Here is a 19,775-nt window from a genome sequence, read left to right on the forward strand (position 1 = left end):
AAGGGCCGCAAAGCGGCCCCAGCACTCTTAAGCAGCCCTGCAGAATCCTGGGCTGCTGCACAGCCCTTGCGCGACACAAGGGCGCTCCTGCAAAGTCAGCCGCTCGTTGCCTGGGCCAGGCCTTCCTGAATCAATTCCGTCGGCCAAATCGCCTTTGATCTTGTCCGACAATCCCCGCTTGCCTAGAATATCGCCGCCGCTTTTCGGCCCATTCCCCATGGATCCCGGGGCTTATGCAGTTGCGAGCATGACGTTGCCCACCCGATCACCACGATCCGCCCTGTACAAGTCACACCCCGAGCTGGTCCTCAACCTGGGCAGCTGCCTTGCCGTGCTCGCCATAGTGGCCATCGTCGGCTACCTGCTGGCCCGCGAACGCGACAGCGTCGAGCAATCGGAAATGCGCTCGTCGAGCAATATCGTGCAGTTGATCGAAAGTGACATCCTGCGCAACGTCGAACTCTACGACCAGTCGCTCAAGGGCCTGATCTGGGCCGTGCAGCACCCCGAGCTGCTCAACGTGCCGACCAAGCTGCGCCAGCAGATCCTGTTCAACCAGGCCTTCTCCGCGCCGGTGCGCGGCGACATTCTCTGGCTCGACGCCAAGGGCGACGTGCTCGGCGACTCCACCAGCGCGGTGCCGCGCCAGGCCAACTTCGCCGACACCGTGGCTTTCCAGGCGCACCGCGACCGCCCGGGCCTGGGCCTGCTGATCAGCCCGCCGTTCAAGGCGCGGCTGGGCAACCTGGACTGGTGCATCAGCTTCAGCCGGCGCATCTCCGGCGCCAACGGCGAGTTCCAGGGCCTGGCCGCCGGGGCCCTGCGCCTGTCCTATTTCAACGAACTGTTCCAGCGCCTGGACATCGGCGTGGACAGCAGCATCAACCTGCTCAACACCGATGGCCAGCTGCTGGCGCGCCAGCCGACCCGGCCGCAGGATCCACTGATCGGCACCAGCTTCAGCGAGCGCCCCAACTTCAAGCGCATCCTCAGCGAGCGCAGCGGCAGCTTTACCGCCCGTTCGACGGCCTATGAGGGCCAGCGCCTCTACACCTTCGCCCGGGTCGCCGACCTGCCGTTGATCGTGCTGGTGGCCCACTCGGCCGATGAAGTGTTCCAGTCGTGGCGGCGTACCGCGATCGTGGTCAGCGTGGCCACCGGCGTGTTGTGCATTGGCATCCTCTGGCTGACCTTGCTGCTGGGCCGCGAGCTACGTCGGCGCCACGATGCCGAACTGGGCCTGGCCACCCTCGCCGCCACCGACAGCCTCACCGGCCTTGCCAACCGCCGCCGCCTCGACCAGGTGCTGCGCCAGGAATGGGCGCGCGCCCAGCGCAACCGCAAGCCGCTGGCAGTGTTGATGGTGGATGTGGACCACTTCAAGGCCTTCAACCAGCGCCATGGCCATGCCGGTGGCGACCATGTGCTGCGCGAGGTGGCCACCACCATCGAGCTGTGCATCCGTCGCCCGGCGGACCTGGCGGCGCGCTACGGCGGGGAGGAGTTCCAGGTGGTACTGCCAGAGACCGAAATGGCCGGCGCGTTGCTGCTGGCCGAGCGGATTCGCGCCAGTGTCGAGGCGATGCCGCCGTTCGCCGATGATGAGCGGTCGGTGACGGTCAGTGTGGGGATTGGCCTGCATATCCCCGGCACCCATCAGGACCTGGCGGCGCTGCTGGGCGATGCGGACGAGGCGTTGTATCGGGCCAAGGCCAATGGGCGCAATCGGGTTGAGGGGCCACGGGCCTAGCTTTCGCGACACAAGACCGCTCCCACAGGGAGTTGCGTTCCCCTGTAGGAGCGGCCTTGTGTCGCGAAAGGGGCGCAAAGCGCCCCCAGCTTCCCGCTTACGACCGAGCGCGGGCTGCGTTGCGCAGCGCTTTCACCTGGTCATGGTTACGCTGTACACCCTGCAGCTGTTTCTCCACCAAGGCGTAGGAAGTGTCATTGGCCGACCGTCCCAGCTTGACCAGCTTCTCGCGGGCTTCCTTGTAAGCCTTCAGCGCATGGTCCTCGCCACGCTCCACTTCGTTGAGCACCGCTTCTTCATCCTTGCCGGTGACCATCGACTTGAGGTTGACCCAGCCACGGTGCAGGTCGCCGCTGATGCTGGTGCTGGTTTCCGGATCACCGCCCAGCCGGCGCACTTCACTTTGCAGCTCGGCCGCGGCACTGGCGCACTCGCTGGCACGCTGCACGAAAAATGCTTTCAGTTCAGGGTTCTTCACATCCTCGGCAGAGGTCTTGAAGCCCTTCTCACCATCCTTGCTGTACTCGATCAGGTCGTTGAGTACGTCGATCGTGTCTTTGTTGGGATTGCTCATGGCAACAACTCCTTGGCAGGTGATAGTCACCTTTACCGGAGCAGGCTTCATGCCAAGCCAGGAAATTAAAAAATACTGTTTAAAAACAATCACATATAAAACAACGAGCTTAACCATGAAGCGGCGTTCTGCATGATCGCCGCTTGGGTCGTCGTGCAGTTTGCAGTATGGTCGCGCTTCAACCGCCACAGGCCACCGCCCCGATGAAACCCGAAACCCTGCAACTGCTGGTCACCCGCACCATGCCTTTTGGCAAGTACCAGGGGCGGATCATCGCCGACCTGCCCGGGGACTACCTGGCATGGTTTGCCCGTAAAGGTTTCCCGCCCGGGGAGCTGGGCGGGTTGCTGGCGCTGATGCACGAGATCGACCACAACGGATTGGGCGATCTGCTGAAACCGTTGCGGGGCAAGACCAGGGGTTGAAGCATTTGATGGAGCTATCGCGGGGCTAGCCCTTGACCGGCGCCACCACCATCTCCACCTGCTCGCTCTTCTTGATCAGCGCATACACCACCGCCGTCAGCAAGCTGCCGGCCGTGATTGCCAGCAGATACAACAGCGTATGGTTGATCGCGTTGGGGATCAGCAGCACGAACAGCCCGCCATGGGGCGCCATCAGCTTGCAGCCGAAATACATCGACAAGGCCCCGGTCAGCGCGCCCCCGGCGATGCTCGCCGGAATCACCCGCAGCGGGTCCTTGGCGGCGAACGGGATCGCGCCCTCGGAGATGAAGCACAGGCCCAGCGCCAGCGCCGCCTTGCCGGCCTCGCGCTCACTCTGGGCGAACTTGCGCCGGGCCAGGAAGGTGGCGATGCCCAGGCCGATCGGCGGCACCATGCCGGCGGCCATGGTCGCGGCCATCGGCGCGTAGCTCGACGAGGCCAGCAGCCCCACCGAGAACGCATAGGCGGCTTTGTTGATCGGCCCGCCGAGGTCTACGCACATCATGCCGCCGAGCAGCAGCCCGAGCAGCACGGCGTTGGTGGTGCCCATGCTGTCGAGGAAATGGGTCAGGCCCTCGAGCATGGCCGCCACGGGCTGGCCGACCACGTAGATCATCACCAGGCCGGTGAACAGGCTGGCCAGCAGCGGGATGATGAGGATCGGCTTGAGCGCGTCGAGGCTGCTGGGCAGGCGCACCCAGCGGGCGATGGCCTTTGCGCTGTAGCCGGCCAGAAAGCCGGCGACGATGCCGCCGATGAACCCCGCCCCCAGCGTGCTCGCCAACAGGCCGCCGATCATCCCGGGCGCCAGGCCCGGGCGGTCGGCGATGGACCAGGCGATATAGCCGGCAAGCAGCGGCACCATCAACTTGAACGCCGCCTCGCCGCCGATCTGCATCAAGGCGGCGGGCAGCGTGCCGGGTTCCTTGTAGGCCTCGATGCCGAACACGAACGACAGCGCGATCAGCAAACCGCCAGCAACCACCATCGGCAGCATGAACGACACCCCGGTCAGCAGGTGCTTGTAGACACCGGTCTTCTCGGCCGGCGGCACCGCGCCGGTCGTCCCCGTCGCCTCCACCTTGCCCTCGGCCAGGGCCTTGTCCAGCGTGGCGCGGGCCTGCTTGAGGGCGATGCCGGTGCCGCAGCGGTAGATGCGCTTGCCGGCGAAGCGCGCAGCCGGTACTTCGATATCGGCGGCCAGCAACACCACATCGGCTGCGGCGATGGCCTCGGCCGGCAGTGGATTGCGCGCGCCGACCGAGCCCTGGGTTTCCACGGTGAGCTGGTAGCCCATGGCCTGCGCCGCCTGTTGCAGGGCTTCGGCGGCCATGAAGGTGTGGGCCACGCCGGTCGGGCAGGCGGTTACCGCGACAATCTTCGGCGCACCCTGCACCGGGGTTTGCGCCACTTGCACCTGGGCGCCAGCAGCGGCCTCGTCGAGGAAGCCTTCACGGTCGGCCAGGGCCTGGGCCGGCGTGCTCTGGTACAGGCGCTTGCCGGCGAAGCGCGCCAGGTCCACCGGCCCGCTGCTGACCACCAGCACCCAGTCGGCCTCGGCGATCTGCGTTGGCGTCAGGCGCAGCTCCGGGTGTTCGGCGTCGTGTACCTCGACGCAGGTTTTCCAGCCCCGACGCTGGGCAGCGGCGGCCAACAGGCGGGCGCTGAGCACGCTGGACACCTGGCCGTTGGGGCAGGCGGTGACAATGGCAATGTTCATCAGCAGCCCTCTTCTTGTTGTTCTGTAAGGCGCACGGCGGCTTCCAGGCGCTCCAGTTGCTCACGGTCGTGAATGCCGAAGCAGACCTGGGTGACTGCCTGGGCGGCGATGGCGGTGGCGCGGCGCAAGGTAGCGGCGGGCGCTTCGGCCTGGAGCAGGCCATGGACCATGCCGGCAACCAGCGAATCACCGGCGCCGACGGTACTGGCGATGCGCACTTTCGACGGTTGCGCATGCAACGCCAGGCCAGCGGCGAACCAGCTCACGCCCTGCTCGCCCTGGGACACCACCACATGCTCGACGCCAGTGGCGAGCAGCCGCCGTGCGGCCGCGCGTTGCTCGGCCGCGGCCTGCACCGGCAGCCCGAGGACTTCGCCCAGCTCCTCGGTGTTGGGCTTGACCAGCCAGGGCGCGGCCTGCAGGCCCGCGCGCAAGGCTTCGCCGCTGCTGTCCAGGGCCACCTTCAGGCCTTGCGCCTTGAGCATCAGCAACAGCTCGCGCAGCCACTCGGGGCTGATCCCCCGTGGCAGGCTGCCGGCCACCACCACGGCGTCATGCCCCGGGGCCACCTGTGCCAGACGTTGCAGCAAGGCGTCGCGGGCAGCCTCGTCGACCTGCGGCCCTGGCCCGTTGATATCGGTGACCTGGCCATCGGCTTCGACCAGCTTGATGTTGCTGCGGGTCTCGCCCGGCACGCGGACGAAGCAATCGGCGAACCCGCGCCAGGCAATCAGCGCCTCGAACGGCGCCAGGTTGTCCTGCCCCAGGAAACCACCGACGGTGACGCTGTGGCCCAGGTCGGCCAGCACCTGCGCGACGTTCAGCCCCTTGCCGGCGGCATGGCTGTGCTGGGCCTGGCTGCGGTTGACCGCGCCGGCTCGCAGGCGGTCGAGGCTGATGGTGATATCCAGCGCCGGGTTGAGGGTGAGGGTGAGGATCTTGGCCATCAATAACGCTCCACCAGCGCCCGGACTGCCTCGGCGCTGTCTTGTTGCAGGGCCTCGCGCGCCAGGGCGCGGGCCGTCGAAAGGTCGGCCTGGCGCACCAGGGCCTTGACTTCAGGAATGCTGCGGGCGGCGACGCTCAGCTCGTCCACCTCCAGGCCCAGCAGCACGGCGACCGCCTGCGGGTCGGCCGCCAGCTCGCCGCACACACCCACCCACTTGCCCTGGGCATGGGCGGCGCGCACGGTCATGTCGATCAGGTTGAGCACCGCCGGGTGCAAGCCGTCGGCCTGTGCCGACAGGCTCGGGTGACCGCGGTCGATGGCCAGGGTGTACTGGGTCAGGTCGTTGGTGCCGATGCTGAAGAAGTCCACTTCACGGGCCAGCTGCGGCGCCAGCAAGGCGGCCGACGGTACCTCGACCATGATGCCCACCTGCAAGTCGGCCACCGGGATCTCCTGGCGCAGGCGCTCGACCATGGCCTTGGCGGCGCGCCATTCATGGAGCTGGCCGACCATGGGGAACATGATGCGCAGCGGGCGGTTGTCCGCGGCACGCAGCAAGGCGCGCAGCTGGTCTTCCATCACCTGCGGGCGTTGCAGGGTCAGGCGCACGCCGCGCACGCCGAGGAAGGGGTTTTCCTCAGCCGCGATCGGCCAGTACGGCAAGGGCTTGTCGCCCCCAACGTCGAGGGTGCGCACCACCAGTGGCCGTCCGTCCAGGCCATCGAGCACCTGCCGGTACTCGGCTTCCTGGGTGGCCACATCGGGCAGTTGCGGGTGGGCCATGAAGATCAGCTCGGTGCGCAACAAGCCGACGCCTTCGGCACCTTGCTCCACCACCTTGTCGATGCCGTTGCTCTGGCCGATGTTGGCGAACACTTCGACGGCATGGCCGTCGCGCGTCCGCGCGGGCTCATGGCGGTTGGCCCAGGCGATCTGCAGCCGACGCTCGCGGGCATCACGCTCTGCCAGGGCTCGTTGCAACTCGGCCTCGGCTGGCGCAACCACGACCCGCCCGCGCTGACCATCGAGCAGCAGCGGCGTGCCGCTATCCAGCAACAGCACGGCCGCCCCGGCCCCGACCACCGCCGGGATGCCCAGGGCGCGGGCGACGATGGCGCTGTGTGCGGTGGCGCCGCCCTGGGCAGTGACGATACCGGCGACCCGTGCCGGGTCCAGGCGCGCCACGTCCGAAGGGCCGACTTCGGCCATCACCAGCACATAGGGCTGCTCTGGCTCGGCGCTGTCCTTGACGCCACACAGTTGCGCCAGCACCCGACGACCGATATCGCGCAGATCGGCGGCCCGCTCGGCCAGCAGCGCATCGTGCAGGGCCTCCTGCTGACGGGCGGCGGCTTCGATCACCGCCAGCCACGCAGCGGCGGCGCTTTCGCCCTGGGCCAGGCGCAGCTCGACGTCGTCGGTCAGGGCCGGGTCGGCGAGCATTTCCTGATGGGTGACGAAAATTTCGCCGATGGCCTTGTCGCTGCGTTGCACCAGGGCCTGAAGATCGGCGTGCACTGTGTCGATGGCCTGGCGCAGCCTGGCCCGCTCCTGGGCGGGCGACTCGCCGCGCAGCGGGTAGTCGATATCGCGCTCGACGCAGACATGGGCCGGACCGCTGGCGATGCCCGGCGCCGCAGCAACGCCTTGCAGCGTGCTGCCTGGCAGCGGAGCCTGCAGGGCTGGCACCGTTGCCTCGTCCTGCATCGCTGTGGGCGGCAGTGCCTCCACCTCTTCGCCCAGGCCCTGCTCGATGGCCGCCTGCAGCACCGGCAAGGCATCGGCGGCGATACCGGGCTCGGCGATCAGTTCCAGGACCTGGCCACGGCGGGCGCCCAGACTGAGCAGCTTGCTCAGGCTCTTCACCGAAACGGCGGGCTGGGCGCTATCGTGCAGCCGTATGCGGACCTCGCCCTCGAACCCCTTGGCCAGCTGCGCCAGTACCTTTGCAGGGCGAGCATGCAGGCCATGGGCGTTGGCCAGTACTATCCGGGCGCTCGGCCAGTCGGCAGGCGCCTCGCCGCCGAGCACCTCGAGCACGGCGCGGCTGCTGGTGGCCTGGTAGAGCATCTGCCCACGGCCCTCGATCAGCACCTCGCACAGGCGCTCGAGCAAGGCTTGATGCGCCGCTCCGAGGCTGGCCAGGCAGAACAGGCCATTGAGCGGCTGATCGCGGTAGCGCAACGGTTGCTGCGGGGTGACGAAGGCCAGCCCCGGTTGGCGCACCTCACGTTCGCTGTGCAGCCACCACAGGCCTTCACCCAGCGGCAGCGGCTCGGTCTGCTGCAGCACGGCGGCAAAGCCGCTGTCGGCACAACCGGCGCGTTGCAACAGACGAGCACCGCGCCAGGCCAGTTCGTCGAAGTCTTCCGCCGCCAGGTTGAGGCCGACCAGCTGGGCATCCAGCGCCAGCTCGCGTGGCGCCCCTTGCAGTAACTTGAGCAGTGCCTCGGCGCTGCCGGAGCGACGCAGCGCCTCGGCCAGGTCGGTTTCACCGAGGGCGCGGGTCAGCAGTTGCAGCAGGCGCAAATGTTCATCGGAGCGGGCGGCGATGCCGATGGCCAGGTAGACGATCTGGCCGTCGCCCCAATCCACCCCCTCGGGGAATTGCAGCAGGCGTACCCCGGTGGCGAATACCAGGTCGCGGGTCTGCGGCGTGCCGTGGGGGATGGCGATGCCCTGGCCAAGGAAGGTCGAGCCTTGCGCCTCGCGGGCTTGCAGCCCCGCCAGGTAACCCTCGGCCACCAGGCCATCGGCGACCAGTCGGTCGGCCAGCAACGCCAATGCCGCGCCTTTGTCGGCGGCGCGCTGGCCCATGGCAATCTGCTCCACGGCAAGCTCGAGCATGACCCTCTCCTTTTGCGACGCCCACGCCGGGCGCCGAGGTATTGTTGTGAAATTGGTTGGCAGATGTAGTGACAATGTCCAGCGCCAGTGGCGATTTCCGACTCGCAAGGCAGGAAACTTCAGCAAGCTGAAACGTTTAATCTGACCGGACGGCCACGTTACTCGATAATCTGCCGACGAAAAAGCCCCATCCTGTCGGACAATTGCGACAATGGTCGTCTGCGCGCGGGCTCGCCAATGGGTGAAACTACCCGGTCAAGCCACGCAGCCAGCCCCGGAAATAACAAGGAAAATTCGGTGAAACTCAGCGATATCGCCCGTCTGGCCGGTGTGTCCGTGACCACCGCCAGCTACGTCATCAATGGCAAGGCCGAACAGCAGCGCATCAGCAGCAGCACCGTCGAGCGCGTGCGCGCGGTGGTCGAGGCACACGGCTTCACGCCCAACCCCCAGGCCGCCGGCCTGCGCAGCCGCCATACGCGGACACTGGGCTTCATTCTCCCGGATCTGGAGAACCCCAGCTACGCCCGCATCGCCAAACAGCTGGAACAGGGCGCCCGCGCCCGTGGCTATCAGTTGCTGATCGCCAGCAGCGACGACCAGCCCGACAGCGAACGCCAACTGCAGCAACTGTTTCGCGCCCGACGCTGCGATGCGTTGTTCGTCGCCAGTTGCCTGCCGCCGCAAGACGATAGCTACCGCGCCTTGCAGGCCAAGGGCCTGCCAGTGATCGCAATCGACCGGGGCCTGGACCCGGCGTATTTCTGCTCGGTGATCAGCGACGACCGCGATGCCAGCCGCCAACTGGCGCAGAGCCTGCTCAAGACCCAGCCGCGCAGCATCGCGCTGATCGGCGCGCGCCCGGAACTGTCGGTCAGCCAGGCCCGCGCCGGTGGCTTCGACGAGGCGCTACGCCAGTTCGACGGCGAAGTACGCCGCTACCAGGGCGAGGCGTTCAGCCGTGAGTGCGGCCAGCAACTGATGGCGCAATTGATCGACGAGCTGGGCGGCCTGCCGGATGCCCTGGTGACCACCTCCTACGTGCTGCTGCAAGGCGTGTTCGACACCCTGCAAAGCCGCCCGGAAGGTTCGCGCCAACTGCAACTGGGCACCTTTGGCGACAACCAACTGCTCGACTTCCTGCCGCTGCCGGTCAACGCCATGGCCCAGCAGCACGGTCTGATCGCCGCCACCGCGCTGGAGCTGGCCCTGGCCGCGATCGAGGAAAAACGCTACGAGCCCGGCGTGCACGCCATTGGCCGCACCTTCAAGCAACGGATCGGCAAGGCCTGAGCATGCGCCTGATCGACACCCACACTCACCTGGACTTCCCCGACTTCGACGCCGACCGCCCGCGCCTGCTGGCCAACGCGGCGGCGCGCGGGGTGGAGCGCATGGTGGTGCTGGGGGTGTTCGAGGGCAACTTCCAGCGGGTATGGGAGCTGGCCTGTGCCGATGAGCGTATCCGCGCGGCATTGGGCCTGCACCCGGTCTACCTGGAACAGCACCGCCCCGAGCACCTTGGCCTGTTGCGCCAGTGGCTGGAGCGTCTGCACGGCGATCCACGGCTGTGCGCGGTGGGCGAATTCGGCCTGGACTACTACCTGGCCGAGCTGGACCAGGACCGCCAGCAGGCGCTGTTCGAGGCCCAGTTGCAGATGGCCTGCGACTTCGAGCTGCCGGCGCTGCTGCACGTACGCCGCAGCCATGCCCAGGTGATCGCCACGCTCAAGCGTTACAAGCCGGCGCGGGCGGGGATCATCCATGCCTTCGCCGGTAGTTACGAAGAAGCACGCGAGTACATCAAGCTGGGCTTTCGCCTCGGTCTCGGTGGCGCCGCCACCTGGCCGCAGGCGCTGCGCCTGCGCAAGACCTTGCCGCGCCTGCCGCTGGACAGCGTGGTGCTGGAGACCGACGCGCCAGACATGGCCCCGGCCATGTACCCTGGCCAGCGCAACAGCCCGGAGCATCTACCCGAGATTGTCGGGGCACTGGCCGAAATCATGGGGATCGAACCAGGGCTGCTGGCCGAGGCCAGCAGTCGCAACGCCTGCGAGGTGTTTGGCTGGTAGCCCGACACGTATCCCGTGTAGGAGCGGCCTTGTGTCGCGAAAGGGCTGCGTAGCAGCCCCAGGATTTCGGTGTTGACGCAAAGATCGCAGGGGCCGCGTTACGGCCCTTTCGCGACACAAGGCCGCTCCTACATGGGATCCATGTCGTCCTTGATCACACCCTGAACGCGCCGATCAGCCGCTTGAGTTCCACCACCTGCGCCGACAACGCCCGGCTGGCCTCCTCGGTCTGGCAGGCGCCTTCGGTGGTGTCCTGGGCGGCGCGGTTGATCGCCACGATGTTCTGGTCGATGTCGTGGGCCACGGCGGTCTGCTGCTCTACCGCGGCGGCGATCTGCTGGTTCTGTTCGACGATGCCGCCCACCGCGCCGAGAATGTTACCCAGTGCCTGCTGCACCTGGCGCGCCTCGTCGACGGTGCCGGCAGCCATCTGGTGGCTACTGCCCATCACCCGCACCGCCGCATCCACGCCTTCGCGCAGACGCTGGATCATCTGCGCGATCTCCTCGGTGGAGTCCTGGGTTCGTTTGGCCAGGGTGCGTACCTCGTCGGCGACCACGGCAAAACCACGCCCCTGCTCCCCGGCCCGCGCCGCCTCGATAGCGGCGTTGAGCGCCAGCAGGTTGGTCTGCTCGGCAATGCTGCGGATCACCTCCAATACCCGGCCGATGGCCTGGCTGTCGCCGGCCAACTGGTTCACCGCGGCCACGCTCTGGTCGATCTCGCCGGCCAGGCGGGCGATGCTGCCCTGCTGGCTCTGCACCAGATCACGACCTGAAGCGCTTTCGTGGTTGACCCGCTGCGCGCCCTCGGCAGCCAGCGCGGCGCTGCGGGCCACCTCCTGGGCGGTGGCGCTCATCTGGTTCATCGCCGTGGCCACCTGCTCGATCTGTTCGCGCTGGCCGCTGACCGCCTGGTTGCTGCGACTGGACACCGACAGCACCTGACCGGCCTGGTCCTCGACCGTGGTCACGGTCTTGCCGACCTGCTCGATCAGGCCGCGAATGCGCCGCACGGTTTCGTTGAAACCCCGGCCCAGCTCGCCCAACTCGTCGCGGCTGCTGGCCTGGAACATGACGGTCATGTCGCCGGCGGCCACTTTGTCCATGGCACTGCCGAGGCTGCCGAGGGTCTGCCGGGTGGACACATAGAAGCCGCTGTACAGGTAGATGATCAGCAGGAACACCGTGACCAGGGCCACCACCAGCGCCACGGTGCGCAGGCGGTGCTGGGCAAGGCGCTCCTCCAGTTGGCCGTGCAGGTGAGTGAGCACCGCCTCGTTGAGCCGATAGGTCTGGACCATCAGCTCGCTGGTCTGCTGGTAGAACCCGGCCCATGGCGCATCCAGAGTTTCGGCCACCACCACCTGGTCCTCGAACAGCGCCGCGGCCTGCTTGACCGTGGCCTGGCTGGCCTGGGCGCTGACGCCCAGCGCGGCCTTGGCCTGGCCATCGGCGGCCAGGGCGTCGTCCAGGCGCAGTGCATAGTCGGCGGACAGCCGTTCCAGGCGTTGCAGCAGGTCTTCGAAACGGGCGCTACCGGAGGAGTCCATGAAGCCGCGCCCCAGGGCCACCGCGCCCATCGCCCGGCCTTCACCCAGAGCCTGGGTGACCTGCGCCGTGGCGCTGCCGACCAGTTCGCTGAGCTGGCGCACCGAGGCCTGGCTATCCTGGCTCAGCCCCGCCTGGCTGGCGACCAGCTTGCCCAGTACCTGGGCCTGGGCCAGCACCTTGTCGAACAGTGCCGCCTTGTTCTGCAACGAGGTCTCGCCACGGGCAGCGTTGAAGGCGTCGGCCAGTTCACTGCGCTTGGCTTCGAGCACCGGGTCGCTGCTGCCCAGACCGTCGAGCTGGGCCTGGACTTTATCCTGCAAGGCGCCGATGCGGGTCTCCAGATCGCCGGCCTGGCCCGACTGGCCGAGCACGGCGTTGATCTGCAACAGGTTGCCCAGGGTTTCCAGGTCGCCGCGCAGGGCCAGGCTCTGGGCCAGTGGCGCCAGGCCTTGCAGCTCGCCGCGGGTGGCCTGGAGCTGATGATAGGCATCGCGCACCAGGTAGAAGCTGGTGACCAGCATGGGCAGGAAGAACAGGACGCTGATCAGGCTGAACTTCATGCCGAAGCTCAGCCGGTTCATCAGTGCGATGGCCGGATAGAGCAGACGCTTCACAGGTCACCTCCTTGAATTCTTGTTGTTCTGCGGGGTAGCACTAGGCCATCTTGGGGCCCGTGCCTTGTATAGCGCAGAATGAACGCAAGGTTTGTAACTTAAGGTTAAGCGCGCGCTGGATGGCACCGACTGCGTCGGTGTTCGCCAGCAAGGCTGGCTCCTACAGCGTTCCCCATGAGGGATGGCACCGACTGCGTCGGTGTTCGCCGGCAAGGCTGGCTCCTGCAGCGTTCCCCATAGGGGTCAAATCAGCACGGTCCACAAGGCAAAGCAGGCGTACCACAGCACCGCGCAACGCAGCAGCAGCTCCCACAGGCTGTCCAGCCGCTCCAGGCTGCGCTGGCGGTCCTCCTCTTCGGCAATGTCGTCCGCCACCCGACCGACCTTGGCCACCAGGTGCCCGGCGCTGACATGCCAGTCGAGCAGCTCGTGCAACATCACCCGGGTCACCGCGACAAAGTTGCCGACCAGGGCGAAGCTCACCGTCATCACCCGCACCGGCAGCCAGTCCAGGGCATGGCGCAACTGTCCGGCCAGGGCCTGCAGCGCCGGTTGGCGGCTATGCTCGGTGGTCAGGGCCAGCAGCCGATAGGCCAACGCCGCCCCCGGGCCCAGCAGGAAATACCAGAAGATCACCGCGAAGAAACTTTGGTATGCCTGCCACAGCAGGTGCCCCTGGACCCGCGTGATCAGCCCCGGGGCATCGTCCGCGGCCAGGCCCAGGTCACGCTCGGCCACGTGCAGCGCGGCCTGCTCGTCGCCCCGGCGCCAGGCATCGCGAAACGGCCCCAGGGCCGCCTTCACATCGCCACGCCCCAGGCTGTAGATCAGCACCAGCAGGTGCACCGGCAGCGCCAGCAAGCCATAGGCCACGGGCTCCAGCACATGCAGCAGCAACACCAGCAACGCCACCGGCGCCAGGATCAGGATCGCCAGGGTCGACCATGGATGGACCTTGCCACTGCGTTCCAGGCGCACCAGCTCGCCCAGGAAGAAGCCGTCGCGTTGCACCTGTTGGCGCAGCGCCGAGAATTTCTCGACCCACAGCGCCAGCACCAACACCAGAAAACTCATGCCTTGTCCTCATTGCGTTGCAGCTCAGCGCGGTAGCGCAGCCAGTCGAAAGCCGGGCCGGGGTCGGTCTTGCGCTGCGGGGCGATGTCGCTGTGGCCACAGATCCGCCCAAGGTCGATCACCGGCCAGGCGCCGCGGATCTGCTGGGTCAACTGGGCCAGGGCGGCGTACTGGGCATCGGTATAGGGCAACTGGTCGGTGCCTTCCAGCTCGATGCCGATGGAAAAGTCGTTGCAGCCCTCACGCTCGCCAAAGCGCGACACCCCGGCGTGCCAGGCGCGGTCGAGCAAGGAGACGAACTGGGTCACCGCGCCGTCGCGCTCGACGAACAGGTGCGCCGACACGGTCAGCTGGTTGATGGTTGCGAAGTAAGGATGCTCGTCAGGGTCGAGGCGGTTCTGGAAGAACTGCTGGACCTTGCCGGTACCGAAGCAGGCGGGAGGCAGGCTGATGTTGTGGATCACCAGCAGCGATATGGCCTCGCCGTCGGGGCGGGCGTTGCAGTTCGGCGAGGGGCAGTGGCTGACGCCAGAAAACCAGCCGGTCGCACGGTCCAATTGCATGGGGGCAGATCCTGAATGACGCCACGGGCAGGCTGTCAGTATGCCGCGCCTGCACCGCCCGTGCATGTAAATGATTGTGCAGAAAATGCGCGCCCCTGGGGCCTAGGCCTGCTGCACGCGCAACTGTTCCAGAACCGCCTCGAGGGCCCGATCGAACAACAAGCCATCGTCGAGCAAGCGCAGCTCGCCGCGGCGCAAGGCCACCGCCAGGCCGTTGCGGTTCCACTCGCGCACCTTCAAGCCGGTCCGGTTGGCGAACACGAAGCGGTCATGGCTGTCGATGCGCGCCACCAGCTTGCAGCGCAGCGGCTCGTCATCGTCCATCACTTCGACCCAGGTGCCCAGGCGCAGGCGCTCGACTTGGCGAAGGGCCGGTTCCTGGTCGTCGAGCGGCGCGCATGGGGCGTGGGTCGCTTCATCGGCGATGGCCAGCACGATGTCGTGCTCCACGCGCGCCTCGACCAGCGCCTCGTCGAATTCAGGCACGCCGCCGCAGGCCCGCAGGTGCAGCTGTTCCAGCAGCAAAAAGAATTCACGGGTCGCCGCCGAGTCCAGCGCTACGCCCGCCAGGCCCTCGCGCAAGGCCTTGAGCAACCCTGGCACTTGCTCCAGCAGGCGGGCCGGGTCTGCGCTGGGGGCAATGCTGGCGAGCAACCCGTCCATGGTCGCCAGGCCCTCGGCCCAGGCCTGGGAGTCTTCGCCCTGCTTGAGCCAGGCCAACAGCAGCACCTGGCTCCAGGCCTGCACCAGCATCTGCACCACCACCTGCGGCAGCACCTGGCCGCGCAGGCGCAGGTTCAGCGCCTGCTGCACCCGCTGGCGGGCCAGCAAGGTGCGGGCGCGGCCTTCCTCGGCGTCGCGGGTCCGTTGTTCGAGCAGCTCGTTGCGCCGGCGTTCGTCCTGGCTGAACAGCAGGAACTCCTCGAGCAGCTCGCTGAACAGCTCGCAGTCTTCGGAAAAATCATTGAGCAGGCGCTGGACGATCCGCTCGACCCGCAAATGCAAGCTATCGCGCAGCCCATCACCCTCGACTTCCCAGCCAATCGCCGCAGCGGCGATTTCGTTGAGCAGGCGCCGCGCCGGGTGGCTGGCCCGGCTTAGCAGCCCCTTGTCGATCAAGGCCACTTTCAGCAGGGGAATATGCAGGCGGCCGATCAGCCCGCGCAGGCTCGCCGGCAGGTTGTCATCCGCCTGGATGAAGGCGAACAACAGCTCGACCAGGTTGATCATGTCCTCGTCGGCGGTGGCGATGCGCCGGCGCGTGCCGCTGCGCACGCTGACCCGCAGCAGCAGTTGCTCGAGCTGTTGGCCGAGCTTGAAGTCGTCCGGCTCGCCGGGCGCCGGCACATAGTGCTGCAAGTGGGTCAGCAGGCGCAGTAGGTCTTCGGTACCGATCGGCTGCGCCGCGCTGAGCGTTTGCAGGCGCGGCGCCACACGACCGCGGCTGGGCGCCAGCAGCGCCTGCAACGCGCTGAAGAAGGCCTGCCCGGCACTATCGGCGCCCGGATCGTGCAAGGCGGGGTTGCTCGGCGCACGCCGGGCAATGTGCCGGCGGTCCTCGGCGCGGCGCCGCGGCGCCGGCAGCAGTTCCGGCAGCACGCCGGCACTGGCCAGCAGCTGGTTGGCCTCGCCATAGAGCAGGTCGAGGTCGCGCAGGACATAACGCTCGAACAACTTGAGCAACACCAGCTTGACGTTCGTCCCCACGCCCAGGTCGCGCCCGGCCTGGAGGAAGAAACCGCACAGGCTGCCTGGGCCCAGCGGGTTGCGCGCAACCTCGATGTCCAGTTCCAGCAGGGTCTCGAAACGCAGGTTCAACTGCTCAAGCACAAAGCCATCGCGTGACAGCACGCGATCGACCATCGCCTGCACCGCCACCGAACGCTCCAGCGTCGGGCTGTGCAACGCCAACTGGGCGTTGACCATTGAGGCCAGGGCATCGCACTGGCCGATACGGGCGAAGGCCTCGTAGAAGGTATCGAGAAAGCCGCGTTCGATGCTCTTGCGCTTGAGGCGCAGATCACGCATGGCCTCGAAGTACAGGTTCTGGTCGAGGCGGCCGCTGGCCTTGTCGGCCATTTCAAAGAGGGTGTCGTCGGCGTTGTCGAACAACGCCTGCAAGCCCTGGCGCAGTTGCAGGGCGGCCTTGTCACGCACCTGCAGGAGCAACACGGGAAGGCACGGCGAGGGCGCGCGGGCACCCCGGTCGAGGGTGGTCGCCAGGGGCACCACCTTGCCTTCTTTCTGCATCCCATACTCCTTGCTGGATGTTGCGTTGTGCCACCGGCGGAAAAATCGTCAAAGCTATGACGCCAAATACAAGGCGCCATTATCAGGGAAAAAGTTGACAGCTGCTAGCGCGCATTCTCACGCACCCAACTGACCCTGCAATCGGCCAAATGCTCATCTATCCCGACCAAAGGTCATCGCCGCGGCAGCTGTACACGCCGCCCCCCTGCCCTATAATCGCCGGCACCTAGCTTGTGGAGCCGACCATGCCGAACCTACGCCTCGCCGACCTGACCGCCGAAATCGAAGCCAACGTGCGCCGCGCGTTGCTCGAAGACATCGGCAGCGGCGACATCACCGCCCAGCTGATCCCGGCCGAGCGCCTGGCCAAGGCGACCATCATCACCCGCGAGGACTGCGTGATCGCCGGCTCCGCCTGGGTGGATGCGGTGTTCCGCCAGCTCGACCCGCGCGTGGCGGTGCACTGGCAGGTGGCGGACGGCGAGCGGGCCACGGCCAACCAGGCACTGTTCCATCTCGAAGGCCCGGCGCGCTCGCTGCTCAGTGGCGAACGCACGGCGCTGAACTTCCTGCAAATGCTGTCGGGCGTGGCCACCCGTGCACGCTTCCTGGCCGACCTGGTCGAGGGCACCCAGGTGCGCCTGCTGGACACCCGCAAGACCCTGCCGGGCCTGCGCCTGGCGCAGAAGTACGCGGTTACCTGCGGCGGCTGCCACAACCACCGCATCGGCCTGTACGACGCCTTCCTGATCAAGGAAAACCACATTGCCGCCAGCGGCGGCGTGGCCGCGGCCGTGGCGGCGGCGCAGCGCATCGCCCCGGGCAAGCCGGTGGAGATCGAGGTGGAAAGCCTGGACGAGCTGCGCCAGGCCCTGGCCGCCGGCGCCGATATCGTCATGCTCGACGAACTGAGCCTGGATGAAATGCGCGAAGCGGTGCGCATCACCGCCGGCAAGGCCAAGCTCGAGGCCAGCGGCGGGGTCAACGAGACCACCCTGCGGGTTATCGCCGAAACCGGTGTGGACTACATCTCGATCGGCGCGATGACCAAGGATGTGAAGGCGGTGGACCTGTCGATGCGGTTGAGTCTGTGAGCTGAATCGCAGGCACAAAAAAACCGGCCAGATGGCCGGTTTTTTTATCGCGGGGCCAGCCCGCTCCCACGTTCTGTGCAGGAGCGGGCTGGCCCGCAAAGGCTGGATCAGTGCGCGGCGTTGGCCAGGCCGTCCAGGTAACGCTCGACGTCCAGTGCGGCCATGCAGCCGGCGCCGGCCGAGGTGATGGCCTGGCGGTAGACATGGTCGGCCACGTCGCCGGCGGCGAACACGCCTTCGACATTGGTGGCGGTGGCATTGCCTTCACGGCCGCCAGCAACCACCAGGTAGCCATCCTTGAGGGTCAGCTGGCCTTCGAACAGCGAGGTGTTCGGGGTGTGGCCAATGGCGATGAACACGCCGTCGACCTTGATCTCGTCGAAGCTGCCGTCGTTGTTCTTCAGGCGTGCACCGGTCACGCCCATGTTGTCACCCAGCACTTCGTCCAGGGTGGCGTTGAGCTTGAGCTCGATCTTGCCTTCGGCGACACGGGCGTGCAGCTTGTCGACCAGGATCTTCTCGGCACGGAAGGTGTCACGACGGTGTACCAGGGTCACCTTGCTGGCGATGTTGGCCAGGTACAGCGCCTCTTCCACGGCAGTGTTGCCACCACCGACCACGGCCACCGGCTTGTTGCGGTAGAAGAAACCGTCGCAGGTAGCGCAGGCCGAAACACCCTTGCCCATGAAGGTCTCTTCCGACGGCAGGCCCAGGTAGCGAGCGCTGGCACCGGTGGCGACGATCAGCGCGTCGCAGGTGTAGGTGCCGCTGTCGCCCTGAAGAGTGAACGGCTTGTTGGCCAGGTCGACGGCGTTGATGTGATCGAAGACGATCTCGGTCTCGAAACGCTCGGCGTGCTCTTGCATGCGCTGCATCAGGGCCGGGCCGGTCAGGCCATGGGGGTCGCCCGGCCAGTTGTCGACTTCGGTGGTGGTGGTCAACTGGCCGCCGGCCTGCATGCCGGTGATCAGCAGCGGCTTGAGGTTGGCGCGGGCGGCATAGACCGCGGCGCTGTAACCGGCAGGGCCGGAACCGAGAATGATGACGCGCGAATGACGTACTTCAGACATGTCGAACTCCTGTCGAGCGGGCCGCACGGGGCCGGCATCGGGGTACCGGCTGCGCCAGCTGGAATTAAAACGGACCCACGCAGCACTTGGGGAAGGCTACAACGCGTTGGCCCAAAACCGTAAAAAGATGAGCGCACTGTAGCGAGGCCGCAGAGATTAAGGAAATATCCTTCGACAATCCACCTTATAGACAGTCTCTATGCCAGGCAGCCACCGACAGACATTGTCCCGGCGCATTGTTACAGGCCGTTTCGCCAACGCCCGGCGCCTTTCGTCGGCGCGCCAAACTCGGTAAGGTCAGCGCGTTTTCCTTTTGCGGAGCATTCCGATGCAAGCCCCTGCCCTTTCCGGCCCACAGTACCTTCGCGAAGGCCTGAAACTGGTCCTGAGCCCAAGCCTGCGGCTGTTCGTGCTGCTGCCCCTGGCGGTCAACCTGTTGCTGTTCGGCGGGCTGATCTACTTCGCCGGGCACCAGTTCAGCCTGTGGGTCGATGCGCTGATGCCGACCCTGCCCGACTGGCTGAGCTTCCTCACCTATATCCTCTGGCCGCTGTTCGTGGCGCTGGTGGTGCTGATGGTGTTCTTCACCTTCACCCTGCTGGCCAACGTCATCGCCGCGCCGTTCAACGGTTTCCTGGCCGAGAAGGTCGAGGTGGTAGTGCGCGGCCAGGACACCTTCCCACCATTCAGCTGGGCCGAACTGCTGGCCATGGTGCCGCGTACCTTCAGCCGCGAAATGCGCAAGCTGGGTTATTTCCTGCCACGGGCCATCGGCCTGTTCATCCTGTCGTTCATCCCGGTGGTCAACGTGATCGCCGCGCCGCTGTGGCTGGTATTCGGTATCTGGATGATGGCCATCCAGTACATCGACTACCCGGCGGACAACAACAAGATGAACTGGCAGGACATGCTGGCCTGGCTGCGCAGCAAGCGCTGGCAGTCGTTGGGCTTTGGCGGGATCACCTACCTGGCGCTGATGATTCCGGGGGTCAACGTGCTGATGATGCCGGCGGCGGTGGCCGGGGCGACGTTGTTCTGGGTGCGTGAACGCACCTGAGCCCCCATAAACCTGTAGGAGCGGCCTTGTGTCGCGAAAGGGCCGCAAAGCGGCCCCGGCGATATCAGCTTGATGCACGAATCCTGGGGGCGCTTCGCACCCCTTTCGCGACACAAGGCCGCTCCTACACAAGCGGTGTCAA

15 protein-coding genes and 1 pseudogene are annotated in these 19,775 nt (G+C 66.7%); 6 read left to right on the plus strand and 10 right to left on the minus strand.

Annotation, left to right across the window (positions count from 1 at the left end; all coding sequences use genetic code 11):
- Window positions 1–253 precede the first annotated feature (253 nt).
- Window positions 254–1,750, plus strand: a complete 1,497-nt coding sequence (locus tag E3U47_RS05735) for a diguanylate cyclase (protein WP_134690095.1) — start codon at window positions 254–256, stop codon at window positions 1,748–1,750.
- 97 nt (window positions 1,751–1,847) lie between these two features.
- Here the strand turns inward: E3U47_RS05735 and E3U47_RS05740 are convergent, their stop codons facing one another.
- Window positions 1,848–2,324: a PA2169 family four-helix-bundle protein gene (locus E3U47_RS05740; RefSeq protein ID WP_046857067.1), complete on the minus strand. Its 477-nt coding sequence runs from the start codon at window positions 2,322–2,324 to the stop codon at window positions 1,848–1,850.
- Window positions 2,325–2,527: 203 nt separating this feature from the next.
- Here E3U47_RS05740 and E3U47_RS05745 point away from each other — a divergent pair, with 203 nt between their 5' ends.
- Window positions 2,528–2,749: a DUF3820 family protein gene (locus tag E3U47_RS05745; protein ID WP_031315465.1), complete on the plus strand. Its 222-nt coding sequence runs from the start codon at window positions 2,528–2,530 to the stop codon at window positions 2,747–2,749.
- 25 nt (window positions 2,750–2,774) lie between these two features.
- Here the strand turns inward: E3U47_RS05745 and E3U47_RS05750 are convergent, their stop codons facing one another.
- The 3 genes from E3U47_RS05750 to ptsP are packed head-to-tail and all read right to left on the minus strand — an operon-like array spanning window position 2,775 to window position 8,286.
- Window positions 2,775–4,490 carry a PTS fructose-like transporter subunit IIB gene (locus E3U47_RS05750; protein WP_134690032.1) on the minus strand — a complete coding sequence of 572 codons (1,716 nt, stop codon included), beginning with the start codon at window positions 4,488–4,490 and terminating at the stop codon, window positions 2,775–2,777.
- Entirely contained in the window at window positions 4,490–5,437 is a 948-nt protein-coding gene (gene pfkB / locus E3U47_RS05755) for a 1-phosphofructokinase (protein WP_134690033.1), read from the minus strand. Before pfkB ends, E3U47_RS05750 begins: the two co-directional genes overlap by 1 nt.
- Entirely contained in the window at window positions 5,437–8,286 is a 2,850-nt protein-coding gene (gene ptsP, locus E3U47_RS05760; RefSeq protein WP_134690034.1) for a phosphoenolpyruvate--protein phosphotransferase, read from the minus strand. Before ptsP ends, pfkB begins: the two co-directional genes overlap by 1 nt.
- 297 nt (window positions 8,287–8,583) lie before the next feature.
- Here ptsP and cra point away from each other — a divergent pair, with 297 nt between their 5' ends.
- Together cra and E3U47_RS05770 are read left to right on the plus strand one after the other, a co-directional pair.
- Entirely contained in the window at window positions 8,584–9,579 is a 996-nt protein-coding gene (gene cra, locus E3U47_RS05765) for a catabolite repressor/activator (RefSeq protein ID WP_134690035.1), read from the plus strand.
- Window positions 9,580–9,581: 2 nt separating this feature from the next.
- Entirely contained in the window at window positions 9,582–10,358 is a 777-nt protein-coding gene (locus E3U47_RS05770; RefSeq protein WP_134690036.1) for a TatD family hydrolase, read from the plus strand.
- A gap of 154 nt (window positions 10,359–10,512) precedes the next feature.
- Here E3U47_RS05770 and E3U47_RS25410 read toward each other — a convergent pair whose 3' ends face one another.
- The 5 genes and pseudogenes from E3U47_RS25410 to E3U47_RS05790 all read right to left on the minus strand — a co-directional run bounded on the left by E3U47_RS25410 (window position 10,513) and on the right by E3U47_RS05790 (window position 16,412).
- Window positions 10,513–11,226 (minus strand): methyl-accepting chemotaxis protein, encoded by a 714-nt coding sequence (locus tag E3U47_RS25410; protein ID WP_372239483.1) that lies wholly within the window; start codon window positions 11,224–11,226, stop codon window positions 10,513–10,515.
- A gap of 144 nt (window positions 11,227–11,370) precedes the next feature.
- Window positions 11,371–12,492 (minus strand): annotated as a pseudogene (locus tag E3U47_RS25415) (HAMP domain-containing protein); the annotation flags it as partial.
- A 276-nt stretch (window positions 12,493–12,768) separates the two neighbouring features.
- Window positions 12,769–13,599 (minus strand): regulatory signaling modulator protein AmpE, encoded by an 831-nt coding sequence (gene ampE, locus E3U47_RS05780; RefSeq protein ID WP_134690038.1) that lies wholly within the window; start codon window positions 13,597–13,599, stop codon window positions 12,769–12,771.
- Window positions 13,596–14,162: a 1,6-anhydro-N-acetylmuramyl-L-alanine amidase AmpD gene (gene ampD, locus E3U47_RS05785; RefSeq protein WP_134690039.1), complete on the minus strand. Its 567-nt coding sequence runs from the start codon at window positions 14,160–14,162 to the stop codon at window positions 13,596–13,598. Before ampD ends, ampE begins: the two co-directional genes overlap by 4 nt.
- Window positions 14,163–14,264: 102 nt before the next feature.
- The gene (locus tag E3U47_RS05790) at window positions 14,265–16,412 is read right to left on the minus strand and encodes a DUF1631 domain-containing protein (protein WP_134690040.1); all 2,148 of its coding nucleotides are present in this window, start codon (window positions 16,410–16,412) and stop codon (window positions 14,265–14,267) included.
- Between the two features lie 245 nt (window positions 16,413–16,657).
- Here E3U47_RS05790 and nadC point away from each other — a divergent pair, with 245 nt between their 5' ends.
- Complete coding sequence (gene nadC, locus E3U47_RS05795) at window positions 16,658–17,506, plus strand: carboxylating nicotinate-nucleotide diphosphorylase (RefSeq protein ID WP_134690041.1); 849 nt, start codon at window positions 16,658–16,660, stop codon at window positions 17,504–17,506.
- Window positions 17,507–17,613: 107 nt separating this feature from the next.
- Here nadC and trxB read toward each other — a convergent pair whose 3' ends face one another.
- The gene (gene trxB, locus E3U47_RS05800; RefSeq protein ID WP_134690042.1) at window positions 17,614–18,576 is read right to left on the minus strand and encodes a thioredoxin-disulfide reductase; all 963 of its coding nucleotides are present in this window, start codon (window positions 18,574–18,576) and stop codon (window positions 17,614–17,616) included.
- 328 nt (window positions 18,577–18,904) lie between these two features.
- Between trxB and cysZ the strand changes: the two genes are divergently transcribed.
- Window positions 18,905–19,633, plus strand: a complete 729-nt coding sequence (gene cysZ, locus E3U47_RS05805; RefSeq protein ID WP_134690043.1) for a sulfate transporter CysZ — start codon at window positions 18,905–18,907, stop codon at window positions 19,631–19,633.
- The last annotated feature ends 142 nt before the right edge of the window (window positions 19,634–19,775 follow it).

Source organism: Pseudomonas sp. RIT623 (assembly GCF_004519305.1).
In the GTDB taxonomy this organism is placed as follows: Bacteria; Pseudomonadota; Gammaproteobacteria; order Pseudomonadales; family Pseudomonadaceae; genus Aquipseudomonas.

What these genes read in the sequence shown, in the direction of transcription:
- E3U47_RS05745 (WP_031315465.1), top strand. Translation starts at nt 2,528, where the DNA reads ATGAAACCCGAAACCCTGCAACTGCTGGTCACCCGCACCATGCCTTTT.
- E3U47_RS05790 (WP_134690040.1), bottom strand. Translation starts at nt 16,412, where the DNA reads ATGCAGAAAGAAGGCAAGGTGGTGCCCCTGGCGACCACCCTCGACCGG.
- E3U47_RS05750 (WP_134690032.1), bottom strand. Translation starts at nt 4,490, where the DNA reads ATGAACATTGCCATTGTCACCGCCTGCCCCAACGGCCAGGTGTCCAGC.
- trxB (WP_134690042.1), bottom strand. Translation starts at nt 18,576, where the DNA reads ATGTCTGAAGTACGTCATTCGCGCGTCATCATTCTCGGTTCCGGCCCT.
- ampE (WP_134690038.1), bottom strand. Translation starts at nt 13,599, where the DNA reads ATGAGTTTTCTGGTGTTGGTGCTGGCGCTGTGGGTCGAGAAATTCTCG.
- E3U47_RS05740 (WP_046857067.1), bottom strand. Translation starts at nt 2,324, where the DNA reads ATGAGCAATCCCAACAAAGACACGATCGACGTACTCAACGACCTGATC.
- E3U47_RS25410 (WP_372239483.1), bottom strand. Translation starts at nt 11,226, where the DNA reads ATGAACCAGATGAGCGCCACCGCCCAGGAGGTGGCCCGCAGCGCCGCG.
- nadC (WP_134690041.1), top strand. Translation starts at nt 16,658, where the DNA reads ATGCCGAACCTACGCCTCGCCGACCTGACCGCCGAAATCGAAGCCAAC.
- pfkB (WP_134690033.1), bottom strand. Translation starts at nt 5,437, where the DNA reads ATGGCCAAGATCCTCACCCTCACCCTCAACCCGGCGCTGGATATCACC.
- ptsP (WP_134690034.1), bottom strand. Translation starts at nt 8,286, where the DNA reads ATGCTCGAGCTTGCCGTGGAGCAGATTGCCATGGGCCAGCGCGCCGCC.
- cysZ (WP_134690043.1), top strand. Translation starts at nt 18,905, where the DNA reads ATGCAAGCCCCTGCCCTTTCCGGCCCACAGTACCTTCGCGAAGGCCTG.
- ampD (WP_134690039.1), bottom strand. Translation starts at nt 14,162, where the DNA reads ATGCAATTGGACCGTGCGACCGGCTGGTTTTCTGGCGTCAGCCACTGC.
- E3U47_RS05770 (WP_134690036.1), top strand. Translation starts at nt 9,582, where the DNA reads ATGCGCCTGATCGACACCCACACTCACCTGGACTTCCCCGACTTCGAC.